Origin of the sequence: uncultured Tateyamaria sp., assembly GCF_947496075.1 — a bacterium.
Classification (GTDB): Bacteria; Pseudomonadota; Alphaproteobacteria; order Rhodobacterales; family Rhodobacteraceae; genus Tateyamaria.
In genome coordinates this window covers 37234-60994 of the sequence record NZ_CANMBJ010000006.1, presented here as the reverse complement: position 1 = coordinate 60994, position 23761 = coordinate 37234, and the positions used below count along the sequence as shown (strand labels likewise).

13 protein-coding genes and 1 pseudogene are annotated in these 23761 nt (G+C 57.0%); 6 read left to right on the top strand and 8 right to left on the bottom strand.

The genetic code is table 11. The features are described 5' to 3' along the window. Positions 1–2: 2 nt before the first annotated feature. The 4 genes from Q1A51_RS19220 to Q1A51_RS19205 form a co-directional block, all read right to left on the bottom strand. Positions 3–1010 carry a glycosyltransferase family 2 protein gene (locus Q1A51_RS19220; RefSeq protein WP_299601318.1) on the bottom strand — a complete coding sequence of 336 codons (1008 nt, stop codon included), beginning with the start codon at positions 1008–1010 and terminating at the stop codon, positions 3–5. Continuing rightward, entirely contained in the window at positions 1007–7450 is a 6444-nt protein-coding gene (locus tag Q1A51_RS19215; RefSeq protein WP_299601316.1) for a type I polyketide synthase, read from the bottom strand. The genes Q1A51_RS19220 and Q1A51_RS19215 overlap by 4 nt, the downstream gene beginning before the upstream one ends. A 240-nt stretch (positions 7451–7690) precedes the next feature. Continuing rightward, a complete protein-coding gene (locus Q1A51_RS19210) occupies positions 7691–9733 on the bottom strand; it encodes a hypothetical protein (protein WP_299601314.1) in 2043 nt (680 codons plus the stop codon). An 87-nt stretch (positions 9734–9820) separates the two neighbouring features. Next, positions 9821–11542: a hypothetical protein gene (locus Q1A51_RS19205; protein ID WP_299601312.1), complete on the bottom strand. Its 1722-nt coding sequence runs from the start codon at positions 11540–11542 to the stop codon at positions 9821–9823. Positions 11543–12147: 605 nt separating this feature from the next. Here Q1A51_RS19205 and Q1A51_RS19200 point away from each other — a divergent pair. Beyond that, positions 12148–13383: a hypothetical protein gene (locus tag Q1A51_RS19200; RefSeq protein ID WP_299601310.1), complete on the top strand. Its 1236-nt coding sequence runs from the start codon at positions 12148–12150 to the stop codon at positions 13381–13383. Further along, entirely contained in the window at positions 13380–14351 is a 972-nt protein-coding gene (locus tag Q1A51_RS19195; protein WP_299601308.1) for a glycosyltransferase family A protein, read from the top strand. Before Q1A51_RS19200 ends, Q1A51_RS19195 begins: the two co-directional genes overlap by 4 nt. 216 nt (positions 14352–14567) lie before the next feature. Here the strand turns inward: Q1A51_RS19195 and Q1A51_RS19190 are convergent, their stop codons facing one another. Beyond that, positions 14568–15491, bottom strand: a complete 924-nt coding sequence (locus tag Q1A51_RS19190; protein ID WP_299601306.1) for a glycosyltransferase family A protein — start codon at positions 15489–15491, stop codon at positions 14568–14570. A gap of 208 nt (positions 15492–15699) precedes the next feature. Here Q1A51_RS19190 and Q1A51_RS19185 point away from each other — a divergent pair, with 208 nt between their 5' ends. The 4 genes and pseudogenes from Q1A51_RS19185 to Q1A51_RS19170 form a co-directional block, all read left to right on the top strand. Further along, the gene (locus Q1A51_RS19185) at positions 15700–16536 is read left to right on the top strand and encodes a 2OG-Fe(II) oxygenase (RefSeq protein ID WP_299601303.1); all 837 of its coding nucleotides are present in this window, start codon (positions 15700–15702) and stop codon (positions 16534–16536) included. Between the two features lie 200 nt (positions 16537–16736). After that, positions 16737–18296 (top strand): VPLPA-CTERM-specific exosortase XrtD, encoded by a 1560-nt coding sequence (gene xrtD, locus Q1A51_RS19180; RefSeq protein ID WP_299671479.1) that lies wholly within the window; start codon positions 16737–16739, stop codon positions 18294–18296. A gap of 133 nt (positions 18297–18429) precedes the next feature. Further along, positions 18430–19212 (top strand): YdcF family protein, encoded by a 783-nt coding sequence (locus Q1A51_RS19175; RefSeq protein ID WP_299601294.1) that lies wholly within the window; start codon positions 18430–18432, stop codon positions 19210–19212. Positions 19213–19900: 688 nt separating this feature from the next. Further along, positions 19901–20053 (top strand): annotated as a pseudogene (locus Q1A51_RS19170) (transposase); the annotation flags it as partial. A 133-nt stretch (positions 20054–20186) separates the two neighbouring features. Here the strand turns inward: Q1A51_RS19170 and Q1A51_RS19165 are convergent. The 3 genes from Q1A51_RS19165 to flgK are packed head-to-tail and all read right to left on the bottom strand — an operon-like array spanning position 20187 to position 23748. Then, positions 20187–21287 carry a flagellar basal body P-ring protein FlgI gene (locus Q1A51_RS19165; RefSeq protein WP_299601292.1) on the bottom strand — a complete coding sequence of 367 codons (1101 nt, stop codon included), beginning with the start codon at positions 21285–21287 and terminating at the stop codon, positions 20187–20189. Next, on the bottom strand, positions 21284–22291 hold the full coding sequence (locus Q1A51_RS19160) for a flagellin (protein ID WP_299601289.1): 1008 nt from the start codon (positions 22289–22291) through the stop codon (positions 21284–21286). Before Q1A51_RS19160 ends, Q1A51_RS19165 begins: the two co-directional genes overlap by 4 nt. A 2-nt stretch (positions 22292–22293) precedes the next feature. Continuing rightward, positions 22294–23748, bottom strand: coding sequence for a flagellar hook-associated protein FlgK (gene flgK, locus Q1A51_RS19155; protein ID WP_299601286.1), 1455 nt, complete (start codon positions 23746–23748; stop codon positions 22294–22296). Between the last annotated feature and the right edge of the window lie 13 nt (positions 23749–23761).

Genomic DNA, 23761 nt, shown 5'->3' with positions numbered 1-23761 from the left:
CCCTATGCTTGAGACTGTGACTTGGTTGGAATGCGTGCCGGTGTTGGGGCGGCAAAAAGCGCGCGTAGATCATGGCGCAGCATCGTCGTCAGGAAACCGGGTGCCGTAGAGCGCGCCTTGCCTGTCACTGCACAGCGCAGTGTATGCAGCGCACCACCCAGCACATGCAAAAGCGTCGCCAGAACCGCATAGGCCCGCCCATGGCTTTTGGAGAAATAGTACCACCTGCTGTCAAACCAATAGTCTGGCACGCGTTGCCATGTCTTCATACCGGTAGAGGCTGATCCTATATGCGCAACCATGCTGGCTGGCACATAGTCGGTGGCGTATCCCGCACGCGCTGCCCGCAGACACAGGTCTGTTTCCTCAAAATAAAGAAAGAAGGTTTCGTCAAAAAGCCCGATCTGATCCAGCACCGATTGCCGCATCATCATCGACGCACCAGCCAACCAATCAACGGTTTGCGTCTGGGTCGGGGTTTCGACTGGTACCTTATAGTTCTTCAAAAGCCGCGACACAGGGCCAAAACGGATCGACCCTTCGAATTCGCTGGCGACGGATGGAAAGCGGAAGCTGGTCAGATGCGTATCGCCCTCTGGTCCGTGAATATAGCTGCCTGCAAAACCCGCTTTGGGTGTGGATTCCAAGTGGTTCAGGAGGACACGAATAGCATCAGGGGCCGGGAAGGCGTCGGAATTAAGAATATAGACGTAGTCAGGAGCAGACCCGTCTGCGAGGTGCGCGCGGATACCCACGTTATTGCCTGCGCCAAAACCTCCATTGCGGCCCGACTGAAGCACGCGGACCCGGCCCTCAGCATCCCAGCCTTGACTTGCGATATGCGCCGATAATTTTTCGAATGACCCGTCCTGACTGTCGTTATCGACAATGACCAGACCACCCGCCATACCGTCCATGGCGGCAAGAGCGGAGTTTGCCGCCTTTATCGTCATGTCGGGAGTCTTGTAGTTCAAAAGAACGGTTAGAACCGTAGGCCCGGACGCATTCATTCCGCTGCCTCCCGGAAATTTGGTGGTGTCGGCGCGGTGGCCCAATCGGTCTCGGCCGCCTCCAATACCTTTTTCATACGCGCCGCGAGAACACGCACGTTTGGCTCCAGAACCATGGAATCATGATCCCCGGGCACCTCGTGAACCGTCACGCCTGGCACATAACGCGTCCAGTCGTTGTCGGGGAACATATAGTGCCGGTCCTTATCCACCAGCCGCCCCGGTGCCACCTCCCACCGCGCCATAAGGGGAGGACGGAACAGCGTTAGCGGGCCGTCCCACGACGTCACTTGATACTTGCCTACACTTTCAAGGAACGCTGCTTCGATGGCCGCGTCATGGAACTGCTGACCCTCTTCGGTCGCTTCTTCCGCTTGGCCACGGCGCTTTTGCAACTCCCAAGCAATACGGTTCTTGGCCCAGGTCGAGACATAGGACACGCCTTCATCCTTCAGATTCAACCAGTTCAGCATGATCCTATCGCGCCGTGACAAGGGTGGACGTACAGGCAGCGGTGTATCGAGCAGGATCACCGAAATGATCTCTTCGCCCTGCGCCTCCAATTGGCGCGCGATTTCGAAGGCAGTAATGCCGCCACCAGAGAAACCGCCCAACATGTAAGGGCCCTTTTCCTGAACTTGCCGCATCTCAGCAATGTAGTCTGCCGCTGCTGCTTCGATTGTGCGGTGGGGTTCCTCGTCGCCGTAAAGTCCACGCGCCTGCAGGCCATAAAATGGTCTGTCCGAGCCTAGCAAATGCGCCAGGTGGCGCAGGTTAAGAACATTGCCGAACATGCCAGCAACGAGGAAAAACGGCGTGCGTGGTCCCCCTTCGCCTGCATGCATCGGCACGAGGTGAGTAAAGCGGCGCTCGGGCCGTGCCTCGGCATCTGTCGCCTTGTCGTCACTGGACGCGGTGTCTTCTGAGACGCCCCCACGCTCGGCGATTAGGGCCGCGACCTTTCGGATAGTCGGTGCTTCGAACAGGACCGATATTGGAAAGTCCACGGAATACGTCTTGCGGATCTTGGCGAACAGCCTGACAGCAATCAGCGAGTGGCCGCCAAGATCAAAGAAACTGTCCTCAGCCCCGATCTGATCAACCCCCAAGAGTTCGGCCCAGAAACCGGCAAGAGTGGTTTCGATGGCCCCCTCTGGTTCAACGTATTCACTGTCGAGTTGGGGTCGTTCAAAGGTTTGTCCGCCGCCCGCGCTGCTGTCGTCAGCTTGACCCGCTTGTTCGATCAAGCCCGGTATGTCGAGCGATGACAGGACAACTTGCGGCGTTTTGAGGGCCAAAGCCCGCAGGAACAACATTGCCCCCTCCTCCGCGCGGATCCCCTGTCCGAGGTTGTGGCGCAGACGCTCCTCGGCGGGTGAGAGAGGTTGAACCACCTCCGCTCCAGCCGTTGTTGCAGGTGTATCCTCGGTGGCGGCGAAACCCACACTTGTCTCCATCCGCCGGATGGAAAAGCCCTGGATCTCTACACAGACCTCGCCTTCGGGCGTGACCAGAGTCACGTCAAAGTTGGCAATCTCACCCGTGGCCTTGTTGTCACCTGCGTTGCGCACCCAGGACAGGATACGGTCAGGCAAGTCTCGGAACACCTTGACCGAACGATAGGAAACCGGGACCCACAGATAGGCCATCGGATCGTATCCCTCGATCAGATCCATGGCCCAACCGGTGGCCAGATCCATTAGGCCCGGATGTAAACGGTAACCAGCTGCAGGATCGTCTTGTGCGACTGTTGGCAAAGACAGCTCTGCGAGCCCTTCTCCTGTTCCCAAGGCCGTGGATTGCAAAACACGCCAGCGATCGCCGAATTGCAGATGCGCCTCTTGGGCACCCTTGAGCGCGCCGCCTTCGGGCGCACGCACCGGGGTCGCACAGCGGGCGGCAATGGCAGCTACGTCAAGCGGAGCTGGAGCCCGCATTGGCAAAAGGGACAAATGCGCTTGTGCGTTCATCTCCGAAGCACCTTCGGAACCGCTTTCCACGGTCATGTCATAGCCTGTGTCACTGCGCGGCAGGCGCAGGGTGACCGCGCGAGTCTCCGCATCCCCAACAGCAAGTGGGCGCAGGAAATAGAGGTCCCGAATTTCGAAAGCGGTGGTTTCACCTTGGGCCCGCAGGGCTTGTGCTGCCAGATCAAGATAGCCCGTGCCGGGCATCAAGGCATCCCCTGCCCCAGTCCGGTGATCACCCAATACCCAGCGATCATGCACACTGTATTCAGCGGTGAATATCCGGTGACCGGCCCGATCAAATGTCTTTTGATCCAGAAGTGGCACGTCCGCAGGCAGCACGGGTGCCTCGGTCCCTGCACCGGTGCGGGCCGCCATCGCATCAGCAGCCATGCCGGTGTCGGCCCAGATACCCCAACCGATAGCTTGAACCCGCGTTTTGCCACCCGCACGGGCCTTGGCATAAGCATTAAGATATTCGTTGGCGGCGACGTAATCGACCTGACCAGCCGGCGCTGTCGCGGTGGAGCTTGAGGAAAACAGGACCATCCAGTCGACATCACCGTCGGGGAAAACCTCTTCGATCACCCGTGTGCCGTGCAACTTGGGTGCAAAGACATCTTCGACCTCGGTCATGGTCTTGGTCTGGATCAGCCCATCCTCAATCACACCTGCGGCATGGATGATGCCAGAGACCGGACCCATCTTCGCTTCGACTTCGGCGCGTAACGCGGTCATGTCCTCGACATTGGAGACATCGGAGGCAAGACACAGAACGTCGCCACCGGTCGCCTCAAGATCCTGAACGGCACGGATGCGGCGGGGCAATGCATCACCCGGCGCAGTGTTGGCCAGCACCTTTTCCCAGTCCTCGCGCGGCGGCAGGCCGCCTCGCGACACCAGAACGATGCGTGCGCCCACGGTTTCGATCAGCTCCTGCGCCAGCGTAAGACCGATCCCGCCAAAACCGCCAGTTACCAGAACCACGCCACCTTTGGTCAGTCGATCCAAACCCGCGTCACATGTGGCCAGAGCTTGTGGCCGCCAAGACATGGAGTAGCGTTTGGCACTGCGCACCGCAGCCATGCGGTTGTCAGCCGGTGACAGGATTTCTTCGAGAACAGGTTGAACAAAGGCCTCAATGTCCGCTTGCGCACGTCCCTTGACCTGCGGCAAGTCCAGATCCAGCGAGGCCACTGAGATTTGCGGGAATTCGCGTGGCATGACCCGTGCCGGGCCGCTGAGCGTTGCCTTTTCAGGGTAGCTCAGCGCTTCACTCGCCACTTGCACAGCACCTGAGCTCAACACATCCATATGTAGGGGCTGGCTCCACCCCTCGTCGCCCATAGCCTGCGCAAGAAACAGCAGACTGAAGAAGCCTTGCTCCAGATTACGATGGAAAAAACTCGACCCCGGTCGAAAGGTCTCTCGGGTGGTTGCCAGCCAACCATGCAGCACCCGATCAGGCAGGAACGTCCGAGCAACAAGATCCCGGACCAAAGCGTCATAGCTGTCGCGCCCGCGTTCCGGCGACAGGATGTATCCGTCTTCACCCACCCGCGCGAAAGTGTCGCCTGCGCGCACCGTGACGATCTCGTGGCCTGCCGTCCGCAACCGATCCGTGACCCGGTCGCACAACCCGGCCTCATCCGCAAACACCAGCCATCGCTGCGGCGGAACGTCGGACAAGTCGCCCGTCACGTCCACATCGCAAGGGGCGTAGTCGGGACGCCAAGACGGTTTCCACCCCCAGCTGTCCGGGTCGTCGTTGCGCATCAACCAGGTATTGACGGTTTCGGTCTGTGGCAGCGCGGGTTCGATGTAATAGGGCGCGCGCTGGAAAGCGTAGGTTGGCAAGGGCAGTTTGACACGCCGGGCCTCTCCCCAAACCTGCGCCCAGTCAATGTCACCGCCAAGCGCCCAGACCCGGCCCAGCATCGCCATGAAGTAGGCGTCATCGGATGTGGTGTCGGCAGAGTGGCGCAACGAACCAATCACCTGATTGACGTCGACACTCGGGTGTTGTCCAGCCAGCGACGACAGCGCTTTGCCCGGACCCACCTCAATAAAGATGCGGTTCTTTTCGGCTAAAGTGCCAACGCAATCGGCAAAGTGCACAGTCCCGCGCAGATGCCCCACCCAGTATTCGGGATCGGTTGCTTCTGCATCAGTGATCATCTGGCCCGAGCGGTTCGAGGTAAAGGGAATCTGCGGCACACTCAGTGGAATGGACCGCAGATAATCGCCAAACTCCTTCAAAATGGGCTCGAGCATGCGCGAATGCGCAGCGATGTCGATCGGGATTCGCTGACAATCCACGTCGCGCGCAGTCAACGCCTCTTGCAACACGTCCAGCGCTGCTTGGGGTCCGGTAGCCACCGACAGGTTCGGCGCATTCACAGCGCCAAGATCCAGATCGTCTCCCAAAAGCGGACGTAGCGCATCGGCAGGCAATGCCACCGACAGCATGCCACCAGCGGGCACGGTGTCGAACAACCGTCCACGCAGGTGCACAAGACCGATGCAGTCCTCAAAACGCATGACACCTGCCACGCACGCAGCAGTATTTTCACCCATGGAGTGCCCGACCAGGGCCGCTGGCTGAACACCCCAACTCATCCACAGTTGGGCCAGCGCATATTCGCAGATCATGATCAATGGAAGCTGAACCGAGGGTTGCGTCAGCCTTGCGTCTGCGTCGGCTTCCTGTCCCTTTTCCGGCAACCAGAGCGCGCGAATATCATAGTCCAACTTCGGCGCGAGGATTTCGAGGCCCTTGTCCATCCATTCGGCAAAGACAGGTTCGGTCTCGTAAAGATCACGGGCCATACCGGCATATTGCGCGCCACCGCCAGGGAACATGAACACGGTGTCGGGTCGATCCAACGCCGTATGGGTAAAGACCTTGCGTGGGTCTCCATCCAACAACGTTTCCGCCGCCTCCTCACGAGTCTCAGCCACCACGACGCGGCGGCGTTCGAAGGCGTGGCGCCCTTCTTTCAAAGTCCAGGCAACGTCAGCCAGATTCTGCTCTGGATGGGACCGCAAATGTGCCGCGAGGTTGGCCGCATTGCCATCTAGTGCAGCCTTCGACCGCGCCGACAAAAGCAGCATCTGGAACGGCCAGTCCGACGGTTCAGACGCCGCACGCTTGGGCGCTTCCTCAAGCACGACATGCGCATTGGTGCCACCGACACCCAGAGAGTTGACCCCGGCTCGACGCGGGCCCTTGTGACTGACCCAATCGCTTAACGTGTCATTGATCCGGAAGGGGGAGTGTTCAAAATCAATAGCAGGGTTCGGCTTTTCATATCCGAGCGACGGCGGAATCTGTTTGTGATGCAGCGACAGCGACGCCTTGATCAGGCTAGCCACACCTGCCGCTGTATCGAGGTGCCCGATATTCGTCTTGACCGATCCAATGCGACAGTAGCCTTTTTCGTCCGTTGTCTCTTCGAAGGCTTGCGACAGGGCGGCTACTTCGATCGGATCGCCCAGATAAGTGCCGGTTCCATGGCATTCCACGTAGTCAATCGTGTCCGCGGTCACACCAGACATCAGGTGCGCCTCGGCGATGGCTTCGGCCTGACCATCCACCGAAGGGGCCAGGTAACCGGCCTTAGCGGCGCCATCATTGTTAATGGCCGACCCTTTGATCACCGCGTAAATGTGATCACCGTCTCGTATCGCATCGCTCAGTCGCCGCAACACCACTGCCCCAGCGCCTGACCCAAAAACCGTCCCTTGCGCGCGATGATCAAAGGCGTGGCAATGACCGTCGGGGGATAGGACTTCGCCTTCCTTGTAAAGGTAACCGCGATGCTGCGGCAGTTCGATCGTGACACCACCCGCGATGGCCATGTCGCAATCATCGTTCAGCAACGCCTGCGTTGCGTAATGCGTCGCCACCAAAGATGTCGAACAGGCAGTCTGCACATTCACGCTGGGACCGGTCATGTCGAAGATGTGGCTGACGCGAGTGGCCAGAAAATCCTTGTCGTTGCCGGTATGACGCAAAAGGAACATGCCCACGTCGTCCACCAGATCGCGGTTGGAACAGATGTTGAAATAGAAATAGCTACCCATGCCGCAGCCAGCGTATACCCCGATGGGCCCCTTGGCCTTAGACGGCGGGTGTCCCGCATTCTCAAGTGCCTCCCATGCAACCTCGAGAAATTGGCGGTGCTGGGGATCCATGATCGCCGCTTCCTTGGGGGACAAACCAAAGAAATCCGCGTCAAAGGTTTCGAAGTTGTCGAGAGGAGCTGCAGCGGGCACGTAGTCGGGCCGTTCGATCAGATGCGGCGCCTCGCCTGCATCCACGAGCTCGTCTCGCGTATAGCGACGGATCGACTCAATGCCCTGGCGCAGGTTTTCCCAATAGGCTTCTGCCCCGTCTGCTCCCGGCAAATGCGCGGCAAGCCCCACGATGGCAATATCCGTTTCAGAGATATCCGGTGCAGCACGGCTCATTGAAATCCACCTGCCTAACAAAAATTCAAAATGCCTTGCCCAGCATAGAACGCCCTGGGCCGTAAATAAATATCGGTATACCAGTAGGGTAAGCGGTGAAGCCAGCCAATAATACTGGATATGCGGCACGAGTGTGGCAGATGTTGGAAAAATGTCTAATCTGAGCGTTTCTGAAAGCCGAAGGGCCCGCCGTTTCTTGCGAGCCCTCTGAGTTTTCTACCTAGGCAGGAATGTTCTGCCCTATTCGATTTCCGCCGCACCAATCGATGGCAGTTCGGGACGGCGTGTCCCAGCAAAAGAAATCATTGAGTTAGGTTCAGCCATGGCCGCTCCAAGCGCTGGAGATCCGACCTGTGGAACCCAGATGCGCCCACTATCTGCTGGCGTTGCAAATGTCGTGTCCAAAGTCGTAACGCTGTCGAAGTCGCGATATCCATTGTAACGGGGTGTGAATGCAAAGACGGGTGTCATTGTGCCATCCGGAGGCGAAACATTGACCGCACCATAAAGGGTCCGCGGCACATTCCTGTTCGGCTCGTGCAAGAGATTGTTTTCGTAGGTGATCGTGAAACCGTTCTCGTTGATCAGCGCTCGGGTTTCCCCGGTGCCTCCAAACAGATTGCCACCAGACAGTAAATTCACCATCGTATTGTTGTAGACGAGGCTGGGCGTTGTCAGGTTGCCCGCGGCAATCCCTGCCCCGGAATCACGGAATACAAACATAACGTTGGCATTGATCCCGAAACCACCGATGGATCTGTTGTTACGCTGCACATCCGGTTGGATCAGGAAGTTGTTGCGCCAGGTACTGCCACCATATGAAACGACAGCCAAATCTGTGGACATGAAACCGCCCAGCAGAATGTTTCCGTCGATCATGGCGTTCACATGAGTATCCGGATTGTTTCCATCGCCATTGGCCATGGTCACAACCGGTCCAGCACTTTCCAACACGCTGGCCCCGAGGTTAAGTCGTGCACCGGCGCGCGATGCGCTGTCTGCAAACCGAATGCACGGCTGTACACCATAAACAGAACCTTGGCTGAACCACCCATTGCGCGAGAACACGTCGCTTGCCCAAATATGAGCACGCTTCGGACCGCCGAAACGGACAGGACCTTGTGTATTGTGCCGCGGGGGCGAGACTCTTGGTCCACCGCCCAAAGCATCGACATGCTGCATCAGCCGCGCGCCGGTATAGGCGCTTGAGACTTGTGTGGAACTGTCAAAGACCGCGTATTCCTGCCAATCGGAAATCGCAGTGTCGTTGATCGTGTACATCGTTTCCCGGTCGCTGTTGGCCGATTGATAGGCAATCGCCCAGCCCGAGAACTCACAACCATCATAAAGTGTGTAGCTGGAACCCGCCCCTGCGGCCAACGCAAACGTCACCGCTGCGCCCGACTCTCTGGTGCTGTCCCACAATCCGCGGCAATCGAGACCGGAAAAAACAATGTCAGCTTCCGCATTGCGCGCCGTTCCAGCACGCAATGCATCGTTGAACAACAAGGAACCGTTTCCAAAGCGGCCGCTGTCCAGCGATAGGATCGGCTTGGCTCCAGAACCGGCGTTGGCCTCAATGCGGAAGCTGGTCGGGCCATTTGGGGTGCTATAAAGCGCCAAGTTGCGGGCCGCGGTAATGACGTGGTTCTGCCCACGCTCCAAAATCACACGGCGTGGGCCTGCGCCGCCGGGCATCTGCTCAATCGCCGCTTGGACATTATCGTAACGCACCGCTCCTGCGGGCGCATTGGGATAACCACCGGCCGCACCATTGGTGTCGACGAACATCGTGGCTGCGCCCTCAAACACCTCGGACGCAGATCGAATGCGCGGTGTGTCGGACGACGTGCCGCCAATCCGAAAAATGCCAAAACCTACATTGCCCGACGACGGTTCAATAACAGCAACTCGTACAACGAACTCACCCGCATCGCGATATGTGTGCGCGCCCAGCGGCCCACGACTCCAACGGCTGTCAAGATTGCCGCGCTGTACCTGCTCGGGCGCCGTGAATTGATAACTGTCGCCATAATCCCAAAACACACACTTGTCATGATAACTTGGATCATAGGCCGCATCATCGCTCAGCGTATTTGTGTCGAAACCGGAAAGCGTCAGATCGAACTGGAAAGCCTCGGGCGCTGCCTGCAGGTTACTGCGGCGAGCGTTGATCTCCACGGAAACGCCCGGCGTTGGCTCCAAGTCCCAAACTGAATCACCTTCTGACATTCGGCCCCATGATGTTGTCATCACGCCATCAATGGACACGACACTGCCCATCGGAAATCCTTTAAAGCATACGGATGGCATTGGAATACTCCTATCTGTTTTTGGATTGTGCAAGAAAGCCAAAGGGTTCGGTCCCGCTTAGGGCACCGTGATCTCGTTTGAGCGACTTGCGGTATCGAGCCCCCTCTGCGAAGCCGTTACGGCAACGCTGAAGTTTGTGCCCTGCTCACCCGACTGGATGACATAGACGGGGACGTCTGGGTCACTTGCATCCACCCCGGCTGAATACCGGATCACCGGCACTCCCAGGTCAGGGTCGTAGGCAAACAATGCTGGCGTGATGTTTAAAACATCACCCGGCACAGCAGCAGCGGGAACCTCCAGCTGCGGCGGTACAAGCGCGACAGGGCCTGCCTCCAGCTCCGCCGGAGAGACCCTGTAGGTCCCGGCGTAAGCTTCGCTGGCTTGCTCTACTTGAAAGGTGCGACCGTCATTGCCGTCGATGCGCAACGTGCCGTCGGCTTCAAGCACAATTTCGAACAAATCCGGAGCGGGTGGTGCGGCAGGGATGTTCACACTGTTCGAAACACTGTTCGTAGCAAGGGCACCTTGAACCGCCGTCGCAGTGATCACGACGGCTGCGCCCTGATCGCCAGCTTGTATAACGTAGAATGGGCTGATTGGGTCGCTTGCATCCACCCCGGCTGAATACCGGATCACCGGTTCTCCCAGGTCTGGGTCATAAGCAAACAACGCTGGCGTGATGGCCAAGGCATCACCCGGCACAGCACTGTCAGACACAATTAGCTGCGGGGGCACCAGCGCAACGGGGCCAGCCTCAAGCTCACTGGGCAACACCCTGTAGCTCCCCACATAGGCATCGCTCGCCTGCTCCACCTCAAAGGCACGACCGTCATTGCCGTCAATGCGCAACGTACCATCGGCTTCAAGCACAACCTCGAACCGATCCGGCGGGGGCGGCGCAGCGGGAATGCTCACACCATTCGACACACTGCCCGCGGCAAAGGTCCCTTGAACCGCCGTCGCAGTGATCGTGACAGCTTCGCCCTGATCCCCAGTTTGCACAACATAGACCGGGTTGGCCGGGTCACTTGCATCCACTCCAGCCGAATATCGGATCACCGGCTCTCCCAGCTCCGGGTCGTAAGCAAACAGTGCAGGCGTAATGGCCAATGCTTCGCCTGGCGCCGCAGTCGCAGGCACCGCAAGCTGTGGCGGCACCAACACAACCGGGCCTGCTACAAGTGCTGCCGGAGAAACGCTGTAGCGCCCTGCATAGTCGCTCGCCTGCTCCACCTCAAAGGCACGACCGTCATTGCCGTCAATGCGCAACGTGCCATCGGCTTCAAGCACAACCTCGAACGGGGACGGTGGGGGCACGGTGATTGCCAGTGACAGGTGGGCGCGACGACCGTTGGCGTCTGTGCCACGCTCACGCAATTGAATGGGGCGGCCATAATCCTCGGGCTGCAAGACGTAGGTTGTATCCACAGCACCGCTGATGCCCTTCCCGTCTCGTCGCCACCGGTAGGTGAGGTTGGGAGGAGCAATTCTATCATCGTGAGCCCAAAGCCCAGGTGCCACCATATGAAGCGCACCCGCTTCCTCGTCATAGGCAATTTGCGGACGCACAAGACGCGTGGGGCGGGTATCCAACACGTTGGATTGAGTTGTGTACTGACCAGCGTATTGCGCGGGTGCCTCCACCTGTATGGTCATCCGAGCCATGTTGACCGGCAATGGAACCATATTGTCGATCTCGGACCTGATGGCCAAATCCTGTACCATCTGGCCATTGGCGGTGGCACGCAGGCCGGATGTATTTGCCCCAGCACTCATCCGAACATTGCCTTCAACGGGTGGGACATCGCACGTTCAAGCGCGTTCCAATCAAATGTCAAAATGTCAGGCATGGGCAAAGATTCCTCATGAGCTTAAAACATCGCGCCACCGGCCTGAGACCAATCCAACAGGGGCCACAGGCACAGCGAAATTCGCGTCAAACCAGAGAATTGCTCCAACACTTTTCAAGCCAGTAAAGGCAGCGTTCGTTGCCTGCGAACACCGCGTGTGGCCTGATAACCGGCGCCATTTTATCGCCGTGGTTTGTGCTTAATTTTCAAAGAGAAACGTGGCATACAATGCGATCATTAGACTCGCGACTGCCAGAGGCAGACATGAAATTGAAAACCAATGGATAACAAATCGTGATACCTCCGGTCGTAGCCTTGCTCGGCTGGCCTCTGGTCGTTTGGGCAGCCACGCGCGGACGAGGACCTGCATTTGTCCTGATTTTCTGCGTGCTCGGCGGCTATCTGTTTTTACCGGAACAAGGCGGGATCGACCTGCCAGCTGCCGGTGCATTGGACAAACTTACAATACCGGTTTTGTGCGCTTTGCTGTTTTGCGCCTTGAGTCAATCCCGTCAGCCGCAGGACATCACTATGCTGACCGGCTGGTTTCCAAAACAAATGCTGGTGATCGGTCTGATCAGTGTCTTTATCATCGGATCCATTCTCACGGTTCTAACGAATCCCGACGCCTTCTTTTCCAATGGGCAGTTTCGCCCAGGTCTGCGTATTTACGATGCTGGGGCCATCATTCTAGGGGCGATTTACACAATCCTGCCCTTGTTGCTCGCGCGCAAGTTCCTCGCCCACCCGAGAATGCATCGAATGCTGCTCTTGGGATTTTGCATTGCCGGCCTGATTTATACTCCGCTGATTCTGTTCGAGCTCCGCATGTCGCCACAGCTCAACAACATGGTTTACGGCTTCTTTCCGCATTCCTGGCTGCAACACCTGCGTGGCGACGGATATCGCCCGGTGGTTTTCATGCATCACGGGCTTTACCTCAGCATCTTTCTTGTGGTCGCGGTGATCGCCACGTTCGGGCTCGCCCGTCTCAACACGGGGGCGGCGCGCGCCAAGTTTCTGGCGGCCGGATGTATGCTCTTTGTGATCTTGGTTTTCAGCAAGTCTCTCGGGGCTCTGGTCATTGCAGTTCTACTTGTTCCGCTCGTGCTTTTCTTACCAATGCGGCTACAACTACTAGCCGCGGCAGTGATCGGGTTGATCGCGCTCAGCTATCCCATTGCACGCGGCGCCCATATCGTTCCGGTGGATTGGCTGCTGGCTCAGGCCACCGCTATTGATCCGGAACGGGCTGCATCGCTTGGGTTCCGTTTCCACTTCGAGGAATTGCTGCTGCAACGGGTCGAAGAACGGCGGCTCTTTGGTTGGGGTGGTTATGGACGCTGGATGTTGACCGACCAGGATACCGTAGCAGACGGTGAGTGGATCATCGTCATGGGTGAAAGTGGCTGGATCGGGTATCTTTCTAAGTTTGGCCTGCTGGGCCTACCTGCTCTTTTAATCTGGTTCCGCGCACGCCGTGATGGCATCGGGATGGAAAGTGCCTTCATAGCGCTGGCGTTGACCGCCGGGATGATCGATCTCATTCCCAATTCTGGCATGACACCCGACAAATGGCTATTGGCTGGCGCGCTTTGGGGACGCCTGGAAATGGGGCGTATCAGCGATACAGAGGAACAAACAAGCGAGGCTCCGCCCTTGCGTTTTGGGATGCGGCGCCCGGCAACGCAAGCTGACCCGGGACAACCTGCAGGCCCCGCCAGCATCTACACCCGTCAGCGCAAACGGGTGGAGCGGCGCACATGACCCAAACGATCGCTGCCATCATCATTGGGCGCAATGAAGGCGAACGGCTGGTCCGAGGTTTGGCTTCGGTGCAAGGGGTCGAGCGCGTGATCTATGTCGACAGCGGCTCGACGGACGGATCTCAAGAGGCTGCCAGCACGGTTGGCGCCGAAGTGGTCTCACTCGACATGTCGCGCCCCTTCACGGCCGCGCGTGCACGCAACGCCGGACTAGACCGTGTACGCAACAGTGGATCGCGACCGACCTTCGTTCAATTCATGGACGGCGATTGCGAGTTGCAGCCAGGATGGCTCGCATCCGCCACCGCTGCACTCAATGAGGATCCAAGCCTTGGCGTGGTTTTCGGCCGCCGCCGCGAACGCTTTCCCGACGCGACGATGTACAACCGGTTCTGCGACTGGGAATGGGATGTACCCGTGGGACAGGTGCGGTCTTGCGGCGGCGATGCGCTGATGCGCATGGATGCCCTCGATGCCGTTGAGGGCTACAATCCTGGCCTCATAGCCGGTGAAGAGCCGGAAATGTGCGTCCGTCTTCGGGCCGCTGGTTGGACAATACAACGCATTGATCACGAAATGACGTTACATGATGCGGCAATGACGCGGTTTGGCCAGTTCTGGTCACGCGCACGACGGGCTGGCCATGCTTGGGCCGAGGGCGCAGCCTTGCACGGTGCGCGCCCCGAGCGGCATTGCGTCCCGGAAACGCGTAAGGCTTTGATCTGGGGATTTGGTATACCGCTGTCGATCTTTGCTCTGGCCCTCGTGATCGGTCCAACTGGCCTGTTGTTTTTTTGCGTCTATCCCGCGCGCGCCATCCGCTTCGGGCTGCGCGAAGGCGGGACAACCGAGGCATGGGAGCGCGCCTTTCTGCTAAGCTCAGGGAAATTTCCCGAAGCATTGGGCGTGCTGGAATACCACACCCGACGCTTGATCCGCCGCCCTCGAGGCTTGATCGAGTACAAATGAGGCTCAACGGCGGTCGGTCAATAGTCACTGATCCAACATTGCGATTGAACCCAACAACGCCTTGGCCCCCTCACTACGATGATCAGAGCTGCATGATTTCCAAACGAGGCGTCAAGAAAATGACCGCTATGTCTCCGCCGGCGTAGAGGCGGATCCAAACGCATCTTCGTCTCGCAAAAGGTCAGAGCCGACTTACAGACTGAGCAGAACGCGAACCTACCCCGGCCAAAGCGCCGCACGTTCCTTTTCTATCTCGGCCACTGCACGTGTCTTGCCGATCATCAAAGCGCGCATCTGATAGCGTCGGATGAAGGCACGCAATTCTTGATCGCCGTGGCGCTCCGCCCCGCGCAGCAACGCAGCCAGATAACCTTGGATAATTGCAAGCCCCCCAAGAACATAGGGCTTTTGGCGCATCTTGTTCACGGCTGACGCGGTTAGAAACAGGGGGCCCGTACCCATGTAATACTGCCCGAACCCATGTCGGCGTCGACCGGTAAAAATGCCTGCCTGGCTCGAACCCATGGGGCGCAGGTGGTTAAAGCGCAATTCGGGCACATCCCAACTGACCGCTTTCCAGCCCATCATCCGCGCCTTGTGGCAGTCGATCCCGTCCCACATCACCTCACGCACAAAACCGCCAAGGGCCTCGAATGCAGAAACGCGATAAAACTTGGTCATTCCAAGGGACATGTCATCCGATATGTTCTCGGACACCATATTACCCTTTTCATCCTCGAAATAGGCCTTGCCGGAACAGGAGGCGATACGCGGATCTGCTTCCATTCGCTCCATGAGACCTTCGAAATACCCTTGGGGTAAATCCAGATCCAAATCCAGCTTGCACAGGTAAGAGAAGTCAGGCGGATTGATCGTTTCGTAGCCGTAGTAAAATGCTTCTATTACCCCTGGGCCGACCGCACGCTGGCCACGATCGGGCTTTGGCACCACTCGAATCCAGTCATGACGCGCAGCATAATCTGCGAGAATCTGCGGCGTCGCATCAGAAGATCCGTCGTCCACAATCACCCACAAGGTTGGCCTGACAGTCTGCGCCACCACGCTGTCCAGCGTGCGGCACATATACTCGGCCTCATTTCGACATGGGGAAATCAACACGTAAGCGCGAGGATCAACCATGGTTCATCGGTCCCAAAATCATTTAATCTATGGCTGCGTTCTTGCCCGTTCATACCTGTCCCTGCAAGGGTTGCTGACTGGCAACGGGGGCTCTTTTTCGCCAATGTGTCCTGCGAAATGTCTCAACAATGATAGCGCACTAAGATATAGGTGGGACTGATAACGTCCATTTTTTAACAGAATAGCTTTTCCAAGGAACTCAGGACCGATGACCGCTTACTACAACATCGACCCCGACACACTTTTGATCGACAACGATGCGGCCAAGGCCGCCGGCGCCGCTAAGGCAGAGATTTATCAGGCTGCAGAACCCTATCACCACGCCTGCATCGACAACTTCTTGCCGGAAGCACTTCTTGAGAACGTGCTCAACGAGCTCGAAACTCTCCCGGCACCAGAAGAAGGGTACAGCCGCGCACAGGAGAACCTGAAGTTCTCATATATTCCTGAGCGCCTGCCAGCTTACACAAAGAACCTGTTCTATGCGTTCAACTCGCGCCCATTCATCCTGTTTCTGGAACAGATGACTGGTATCAAGGGGCTTATCCCAGACCCGTATTTCATGGGTGCAGGTATTCACAAAACACTCAATGGTGGGCATCTGGACATCCATGCCGATTTCAACCTCCACGGACCGATGCAGGTAGAGCGACGACTGAATGTGCTGATCTACCTCAACAGGGACTGGAAAGAGGAATACGGCGGCTCGTTCGAAGTGTGGGACAAGGAAATGACCCGCAAAATGAATAGCTTTGTGCCGAAATTCAATCGGATGGTCTGTTTCTCGACCGGGTCCGACACATTCCACGGCAATCCCGAACCCGTGAACCACCCCGAGGGCGAAGCGCGCCAATCCATTGCGTTGTACTACTACACCGCCACATGGGATGCGACACGCAAGGAGCACACCACGCTCTTCAAGCCTCGCCCCGGCTCCAAAGACAAGGCGGACAGGCTTGTTGCGCGCCGAGCACTGATGCAGGATATCCTGCCACCTATCGTGTATCGCAAACTGGCCGGACCGCTGAGCCGCATTGGATTCTAAATCTCTTCCTTGCCCGCAGGCAGAAGACCTTGGGCTTTGAAGAAACTGTGTAAGATGACCCCAAAGTTGGGACAAAACCTCTGTTGAGCAGGCACGGTCGCCCCCAATTGACAGTTGGGAATATGATGGGTCTTGATTGGATTTGAACGCGCATGCATTCCTCGGATACCATTTCGTCTAGGCACCCAAGCACCGGATTCATGCATTGGGGCACTTTTTGGCTGTTGGTCACAATCCTGGGGGCGATGGCCTTCTTTTGGGACGGAACGCGCGCGCTGCTGGCGGCGTGGCAACTGCCTGAATACAGCCACGGACCACTGATCCCGATACTGTCTGGCCTGCTTTTCTTGCGCCAACTAAAGGCGGTTCCAGAAAACTCGGGTGCGGTGCGTATCCGTTGGCCCGGTGTGGTGGTCATCCTCGCTGCCGTAGCCCTCGGCAGCTTGGGAAAGCTGGCCAATATCGATGACATTGTAGCTTACGCCCTGATTCTGTGGGTTGGTGGTGTCCTTCTGATCAGCTTTGGCTGGACAACGGGCAAACATTTCTGGCCCCCTGTTGTGCACTTGGTCTACATGCTCCCACTGCCGGGCGTGCTCTATTACAAGATGACCACTTGGTTGCAGTTCATCTCTTCTGAGCTGGGGGTTTGGTTTCTCAAGCTGTTGTCCGTGCCAGTGTTTCTCGATGGCAATATTATCGATCTTGGCATTATGAAACTACACGTGGCCGAGGCCTGTTCAGGCTTGAACTACCTGTTCCCAATCCTCAGCTTCTCCTACATCTTCGCCGTGCTTTACCGCGGACCGATGTGGCACAAGGCAGTGCTCCTGATTTCTGCGGCACCGATTACAGTGCTGATGAATTCGGTGCGCATAGCCTTAGCCGGCGTGGTCGTGAACGTTTACGGGCCAGATTGGTTGGACGGATTTACCCACTTCTTCGAAGGGTGGGTTATTTTTGCAATCTGCATTGTCCTGCTCTTCCTGCTCGCCAAGATGATGCTAATGTTCCAAAGGCAAAAAATGAGCCTGCCTCAGGCATTGGATCTGGACACAGACGGACTGCTGACCCAAGCAATGCGATTGCGGTTGGTGCAACCATCTGCGGCGCTGATTGCCTCCTCTTTGGCAGTATTGATGACAATAGCTGTCTTCCAGGTGCTTCCCCAACGCGGCGATTACACTGTGTCTCGTGACAGCTTTGTCTTGTTCCCCCGCAGCCTGGGGAAGTGGCAGCAAGTTGGTCCACAGCAGTTTCTCACACCGGACGTTGAGGCGGTTTTGCGTGCAGACGACTATCTGCAGGTTGATCTGGCTCACAAAGGGTCTTCCTCCGGTCCCAGGATTGGTCTTTTCATGGCCTGGTACAACGATCAGTCCAAAGGTGGCGTACACAGCCCCGAGATTTGTCTACCCGGTGGCGGCTGGGAAATTGCTTGGCTGGAGCGCACCGATATTGCCGCCGAACTCAATAGTCCCACCCCTTTTGAGCTGAACAAGGCAATCATCCAGAAGGGCGAAATCAGAATGATGGCCTACTACTGGTTCGAACAAAAGGGGCGGCGCATCGCTTGGGATTTCGAAGCAAAATACTTGTTGATGGTGGATGGGATTCGTACCGGCCGCACGGACGGGGCCTTGGTCAGGCTGACAACTCCGATCAATCCTGGTGAAAGCGACGCAACCGCTGCTGCACGATTGAACGACTTGGTTGCCGATCTCACCCCGGCCCTACCGCGGTTCCTGCCGGTTGAATAGTCCCTGCGCACGTGTCTCACAGACCTTATGCGCACCATTCCGTGGCATAACGACCGGCACCTGATCCCCGGTTGATCCAACCGGTGCATTCTTGCAGGATTCAAGTTGCCGTGAAGTTTTTTGAGGCCTCACAATGCTTAGATCTATTGTTGATTATGTTACGACACCTTCGAATTTCCTGATCCTGTTCATTGTTTTGGGTCTGTGCCTGATCGTCATGCGCTGGCGACGGTTGGGTTTGGTAAGCGGCGCGTTTGGTACGATCGGGCTTTTGATATTTGGTTACAGTTCCGCCGGGGAAGTGCTGATGGCGCCCCTAGTGACGCGTTTTCCGCCTGTTTCACTCGAAACGGTCCCTGCCCCCGATGGCATCGTGGTTGTAGGCAGCGGCATCAACGAAGTTCATGCCCAGCATACCGGCGCTTTGTTGGAATTGAAGGAAGACGGGGACGCTGTCCCGATCGTGGGATTGCTTGCACAACGCTACCCGCAGGCGCGTATCGTTGTCACCTCGGGCAGTCCTCTCCCTCCCCCATTGGGACCCGCCTACGGCATCCAACGTATTCTTCAAGAATTCGGTGTCACCAAAGATAGGATCATCATCGACGCCACATCGACCAACACGGTTGAAAGGGTGCGCAATGCCATAGCCTTGATCGGCGAAGATAGGAAGAAAACGTGGTGGGTCATAACATCTGCCCACCGTATGCCCAGGGTAATCGGCGTCTTTCGAAACATGGGCATGGAGCCTGTACCTTACCCCGTTGACTTCCGTTGGATCCCGCCATTTGACCCGCTCTATACTTACCATTTGACGGATGGGCTGCGGATGACAGACTTGGCGTCCAAGGAATGGAGAGGCCTCGCTCTCTACTGGTATCAAGGGCACACCGATACCTTTTTTCCATCACCCTGAGCATCATCTATCTTTTGCGACAAAAGTAACTTCTGCCTACCGAAGTGGTTCGCCGAAATCATCTCAGCACCGTATTCCTGTTCTAGTGCCTTTTGTTGTCGTTGGCTGTGACGCAGACACATGCAGCCAGTCCCTCCAACCGTCCAACGAAACTGCGTCTGATATACGGTTTTACTGCTTCGGACTTTTCAACCATAACGCTTAGACAAACGCAGGGGCATATGACTTTTCCGGCACGTACTTTCTCAAACACGAGTGCCATCGCAGCTGCTGCAGTTGATTTGCTCAACCTGTCCTTGACCGCTATCCAAACACGTTCTGAAATGACGATCATTGGTCACAATATGTCTGCAGCGCGAAAAAAATCCCACCAGTCCGGGATTAGACTGCCCAGGTTCCGCCCTCACGACAGAGTTTCTGGGCAAGCCTGCAGGACAGCTCACTAATCAAGGATCAGAGTACTTATCTTGATCTCCGCCCCAGCATCTAGCTTTCTTGTGTGGCTTTACACCGATGTCCGCGGACTGGCAGCCTTTCTGATGTCATTGTCATTTTCAAAGCACCACTGATTGGGTCAGGCTCCATTGATTTTGGCATTGTGGCATGATCCACCGGTCAAAAAACAGGCAGTGATATGGACGCCTTTGTCTGGCTGATCGATGGGCAGATGACGCATTTGGAGCTCTATTTCCCAAAGCGCAGGTATAAGCGGCGCAATCGTATCGAGATCATGTTTGGCCGATTGAAAGACTGGCGGCGGGTTGCAACTCGATACAACCGCTGTCCCAAGGCCTTCCTCTCCAAAATCGCCCTCGCGGCTGCCATCATCCGTTGGATGTGAGGCCCGAATTTAAGAACCATGCAGGCGGTAACGCCGACCAGGGAGAGACTCTAGCTCCAGGTCAGTGCCGAATCCATCTGCATCACGTTCCTGCCATTCTGTATCCCACAATGCTAATAATTTTCACGACGGACTATCTGACAACAAACTCAGCGTGAAGTGCTCCAGCCGCCTTTATGCTCTTTAGGATATCGATCATGTCTCGAGGAGCAACGCCAAGTGCGTTTAGGCCCGCTATCACCTCTGACAAGGACGTGCCCCCCGGAACTTCGGCAAGGCCGGGGCCATCTTCTTCTTGTAGATCCACGGTCGTCCTGGGGACGACGACAGTTTCGCCTTCTGCAAACGGGTTCGGCTGTACGGCCAGTGGCTGTTCCTGAACGCGCAATGTCAGGTTGCCCTGCGACACCGCAACACGGGAGATACGCACCTCGTCACCCATCACGATTGTTCCGGAGCGCTGGTCGACCACGACCCGAGCTCTGCGCTCCGGTTCAACCGCTATGTTTTCAATTCGCCCAAGTGCATGCGCGACTGACCTCGCGCGGGTCTGACGAACGTCCAAGGCAACAGTGCCCGAATCCAGCATGGTTGCAACAGGTCGACTGAAGACGGCATTGATAGCATCCTCGATCCTCGCTGCTGTTGTGAAGTCAGGGTTGCGGAGGGCGAGCCGCATGTCTGTTAAGTTTCTGAGTTCAAATTCAATTTCCCGCTCAATACGCGCTCCGGATGGAATGGTGCCTGATGTTGGCACACCTTGAGTAACACGCGCGCCATCCCCTTCGGCAACGGCGCCTCCCGCAATGATTGTGCCCTGGGCAACGGCGTAAATCTCGCCATCTGCGGCGTTCATCGGGGTCATGACCAACGTTCCACCCAGCAGGCTTTTTGCGTCGCCAATCGCCGATACTGTAATGTCGATCTGGCTGCCGCTGCGCGCAAATGGTGGCAAAGTTCCAGTCACGATGACCGCCGCAACATTCTTGGGGCGAAACTGCTCGCCAGTGACATTAACGCCCAGACGCTCAAGGATGTTCGTCATAATATCTTCGGTAAACGGCGCGTTTCTGAGACCGTCTCCGGTTCCGTCCAGCCCAACAACAAGGCCGTATCCCACAAGATCATTGCCACGCACCCCATCGAAATCGACCAAATCCTTGATCCGAACAGGGCTTGCTGCTGCAACGCCTCCGACGAGCAATGCGATTATGCAGATAAGGGGCCGTATCATCTGATGAAGTTGACCAGTGACAGGTCGGATGTACGAGCGGTGATCGTGTACAAGCTTTGAAGCTGGAATTGGACTGCCTCCAATTGGGTTGCGGTTTCGTAGGGATCGGCTTCCAGAAGTGCGCCTTTGGCGAGCTGCAGTGACGTATCGCGGGCTGCATTCCGAGCCGTGACCGTATCAATGCGTGCTTCGGCAGCCCCAACGCCGCTTTGGGTCCCTGTCAGTGCCTCTTTCGCCTCCAAAAGGCTTATGCCAGCTCTTACCAGCAGGTCACGCTGGTTTCCGGCTGATAGCCCCAAGCCGCTATCAGCTGCCACAGCTGCCAAAGCGACCCCCTTGAACAGGTCGCGAAACACTTGGTTATCCGCTTTCAAATCAACCGAAATTTGTTCATCTTCTGCCAATTGAAATGGCGCGATTGAGGCGTCGGAGCCGGTATATGCCGAGGCGCGAAAACCGGCTGGATCATCAAACCATTGGTCAACAGCTGTTTCGATGTCGGACACGGTTGTGTTGCCTGCGATAGCGGTCCGTAGATCGGCAAGGATCACGTCAGCACTGTTCAGCGCCGACTGATCCGTTGCCGCGCCCGCAAAGATCGATCGTCCTGCGCTGGATGTGTTAAGAACCGACACGAGACTTCTGAACTCGTTTTCTGCATCAGTCGACATTTGCTCCAATATCGGTCCATTGGCGCTGGCTCCGACTGCAAGAAGCGCTGTGCTGAGCTGGCCAACCCCAAAATCCACGCGATCAAGCGCGCTTTGCACTGACGACGCAAATTGTGCGGCTTCTGTTCCCGCCACCTTGTAAGCCGCAAGACCGCGCAAATCGCTTTCTATATCCGACAAGTAGGCAACATTTCCAGCAAGGACCGACTTGGTGTCGCTGACTTGGCCACTTGCCAGTTCCTCAGTCAAGCGGGCCATATCCGCCTTGATGGATGCACCACGTCGTTGCAACAGAAATGTCTGCGCGAGGTCGCCCAATCCGTAGCTGTTCATTGTCAAATCCTCAGAATCATGTCGAACATTTCGTCGACCGTTGAGATGACCCGTGCGTTTGCGGCATAGGCTTGCTCTAGGATCATCAGATTTTGAATCTCCACATCTGTGTCGACGCCTGCCGCCAGCTCAACTTGCTGCAACTCGGCGAATTGAGCAGAGGCGAATGACATCTGTCGATCTGCTCTGAGCCGTTCAGTCCCGATTTGGGATGACATGCTGACCACGATGTCCTTCAAACTGAGCGGAGCCGACCCAAACTGAGTGGACGCTTGCGGTCGTGTCGTCTCCAGAGCATCGGTTAGTGCGATCAAGAGTGTCGCATCACCGGCCTCGCCTGGTGTGGCTGCACCCAAACCGTCGCGCATGCGCCAGGTTTCGCCGCCCTGGTCGGGATCGACCAGCGCATTGAGAGAAAGGCGGCTGGCCAAACCAACGTCGGCCGCTGGATCCATCGGGTTGTTCGCGTCTGTGAACAGCCCCGCATCACCGACCCCGAGCGTGGGATCAACGGTGCTGTCTTCGAAGCGTTCGATCAGATCGCGGGCAACTGCATCGATCTGCAATTGGGCTTTCGGGGCAATTTCGTCCCGTATTTCGAATTGTGCGCCCAACGTTCCACCATGCAAACGACCATTTGCTGAAGACGTGTTTACTGAGATCCCGTTGAGTGTCAGGCCCGACAGCGTTCCATCGTCTATGGACTCGTATGGTGTGACAAGTTTGGCTGGTTCAAAACCAACTTCAACGGCCTGACCTTCGAGCAGTATCGCGCCGCCGACAGAATATAGTGACACTGCGCCTCGGTCTCGCGGGATTGTCCGAACCGGGACCATTTCGCTTATCTCATCAATGAATTGCTGGCGCTGATCCTCGAGGGCTGGCAGATCGATGTCATTTACATTGCTTGCCACAATGCGGGCATTCAACGTCTCAACGCCTTTGAGGGCGTCATTCAGTCTTTTGACCTGTGTGTTGATGCTGTGATCGGCTTGGGTGCGTGCATCTTGAATGCCTTGCGCCACCGAATTGATCGATTGGGCGAGGTCCTTGGCCGCGAAAGCCGCCGCCGTGAGACGTTCTGCGGCATCTGGCCTGCTGCTCGCCGTGATCAAGCTTTGTTCGAAATCAGAAATGCGCGCAGCGAGCGACGCCGGATTGTCCGGTGTTCCAACCAAGTCTTCGATCCGCGTCAGTGCCGCCGCCGTCTCAATGCGATAGCCGGTCTCCGCTTCGGCGAGCCGTCGGTCGTTGATGATTTGCTGATCGACATGCCGCGTGATGCCGTTGATCCGCACGCCAACAGCACCGCCACCGCTGTCGGATGAAACCGAGAGCGTTCGACGCACATATCCCGCAGTGTTTGCGTTCGCAATGTTCCCCGATACGACTTCCGAGCCGCGGCTTACCGCCCGGATGCCCGACATGGCCGAGGAAAGTGCACTGGTCAGTGACATGTTGCCAACTCCC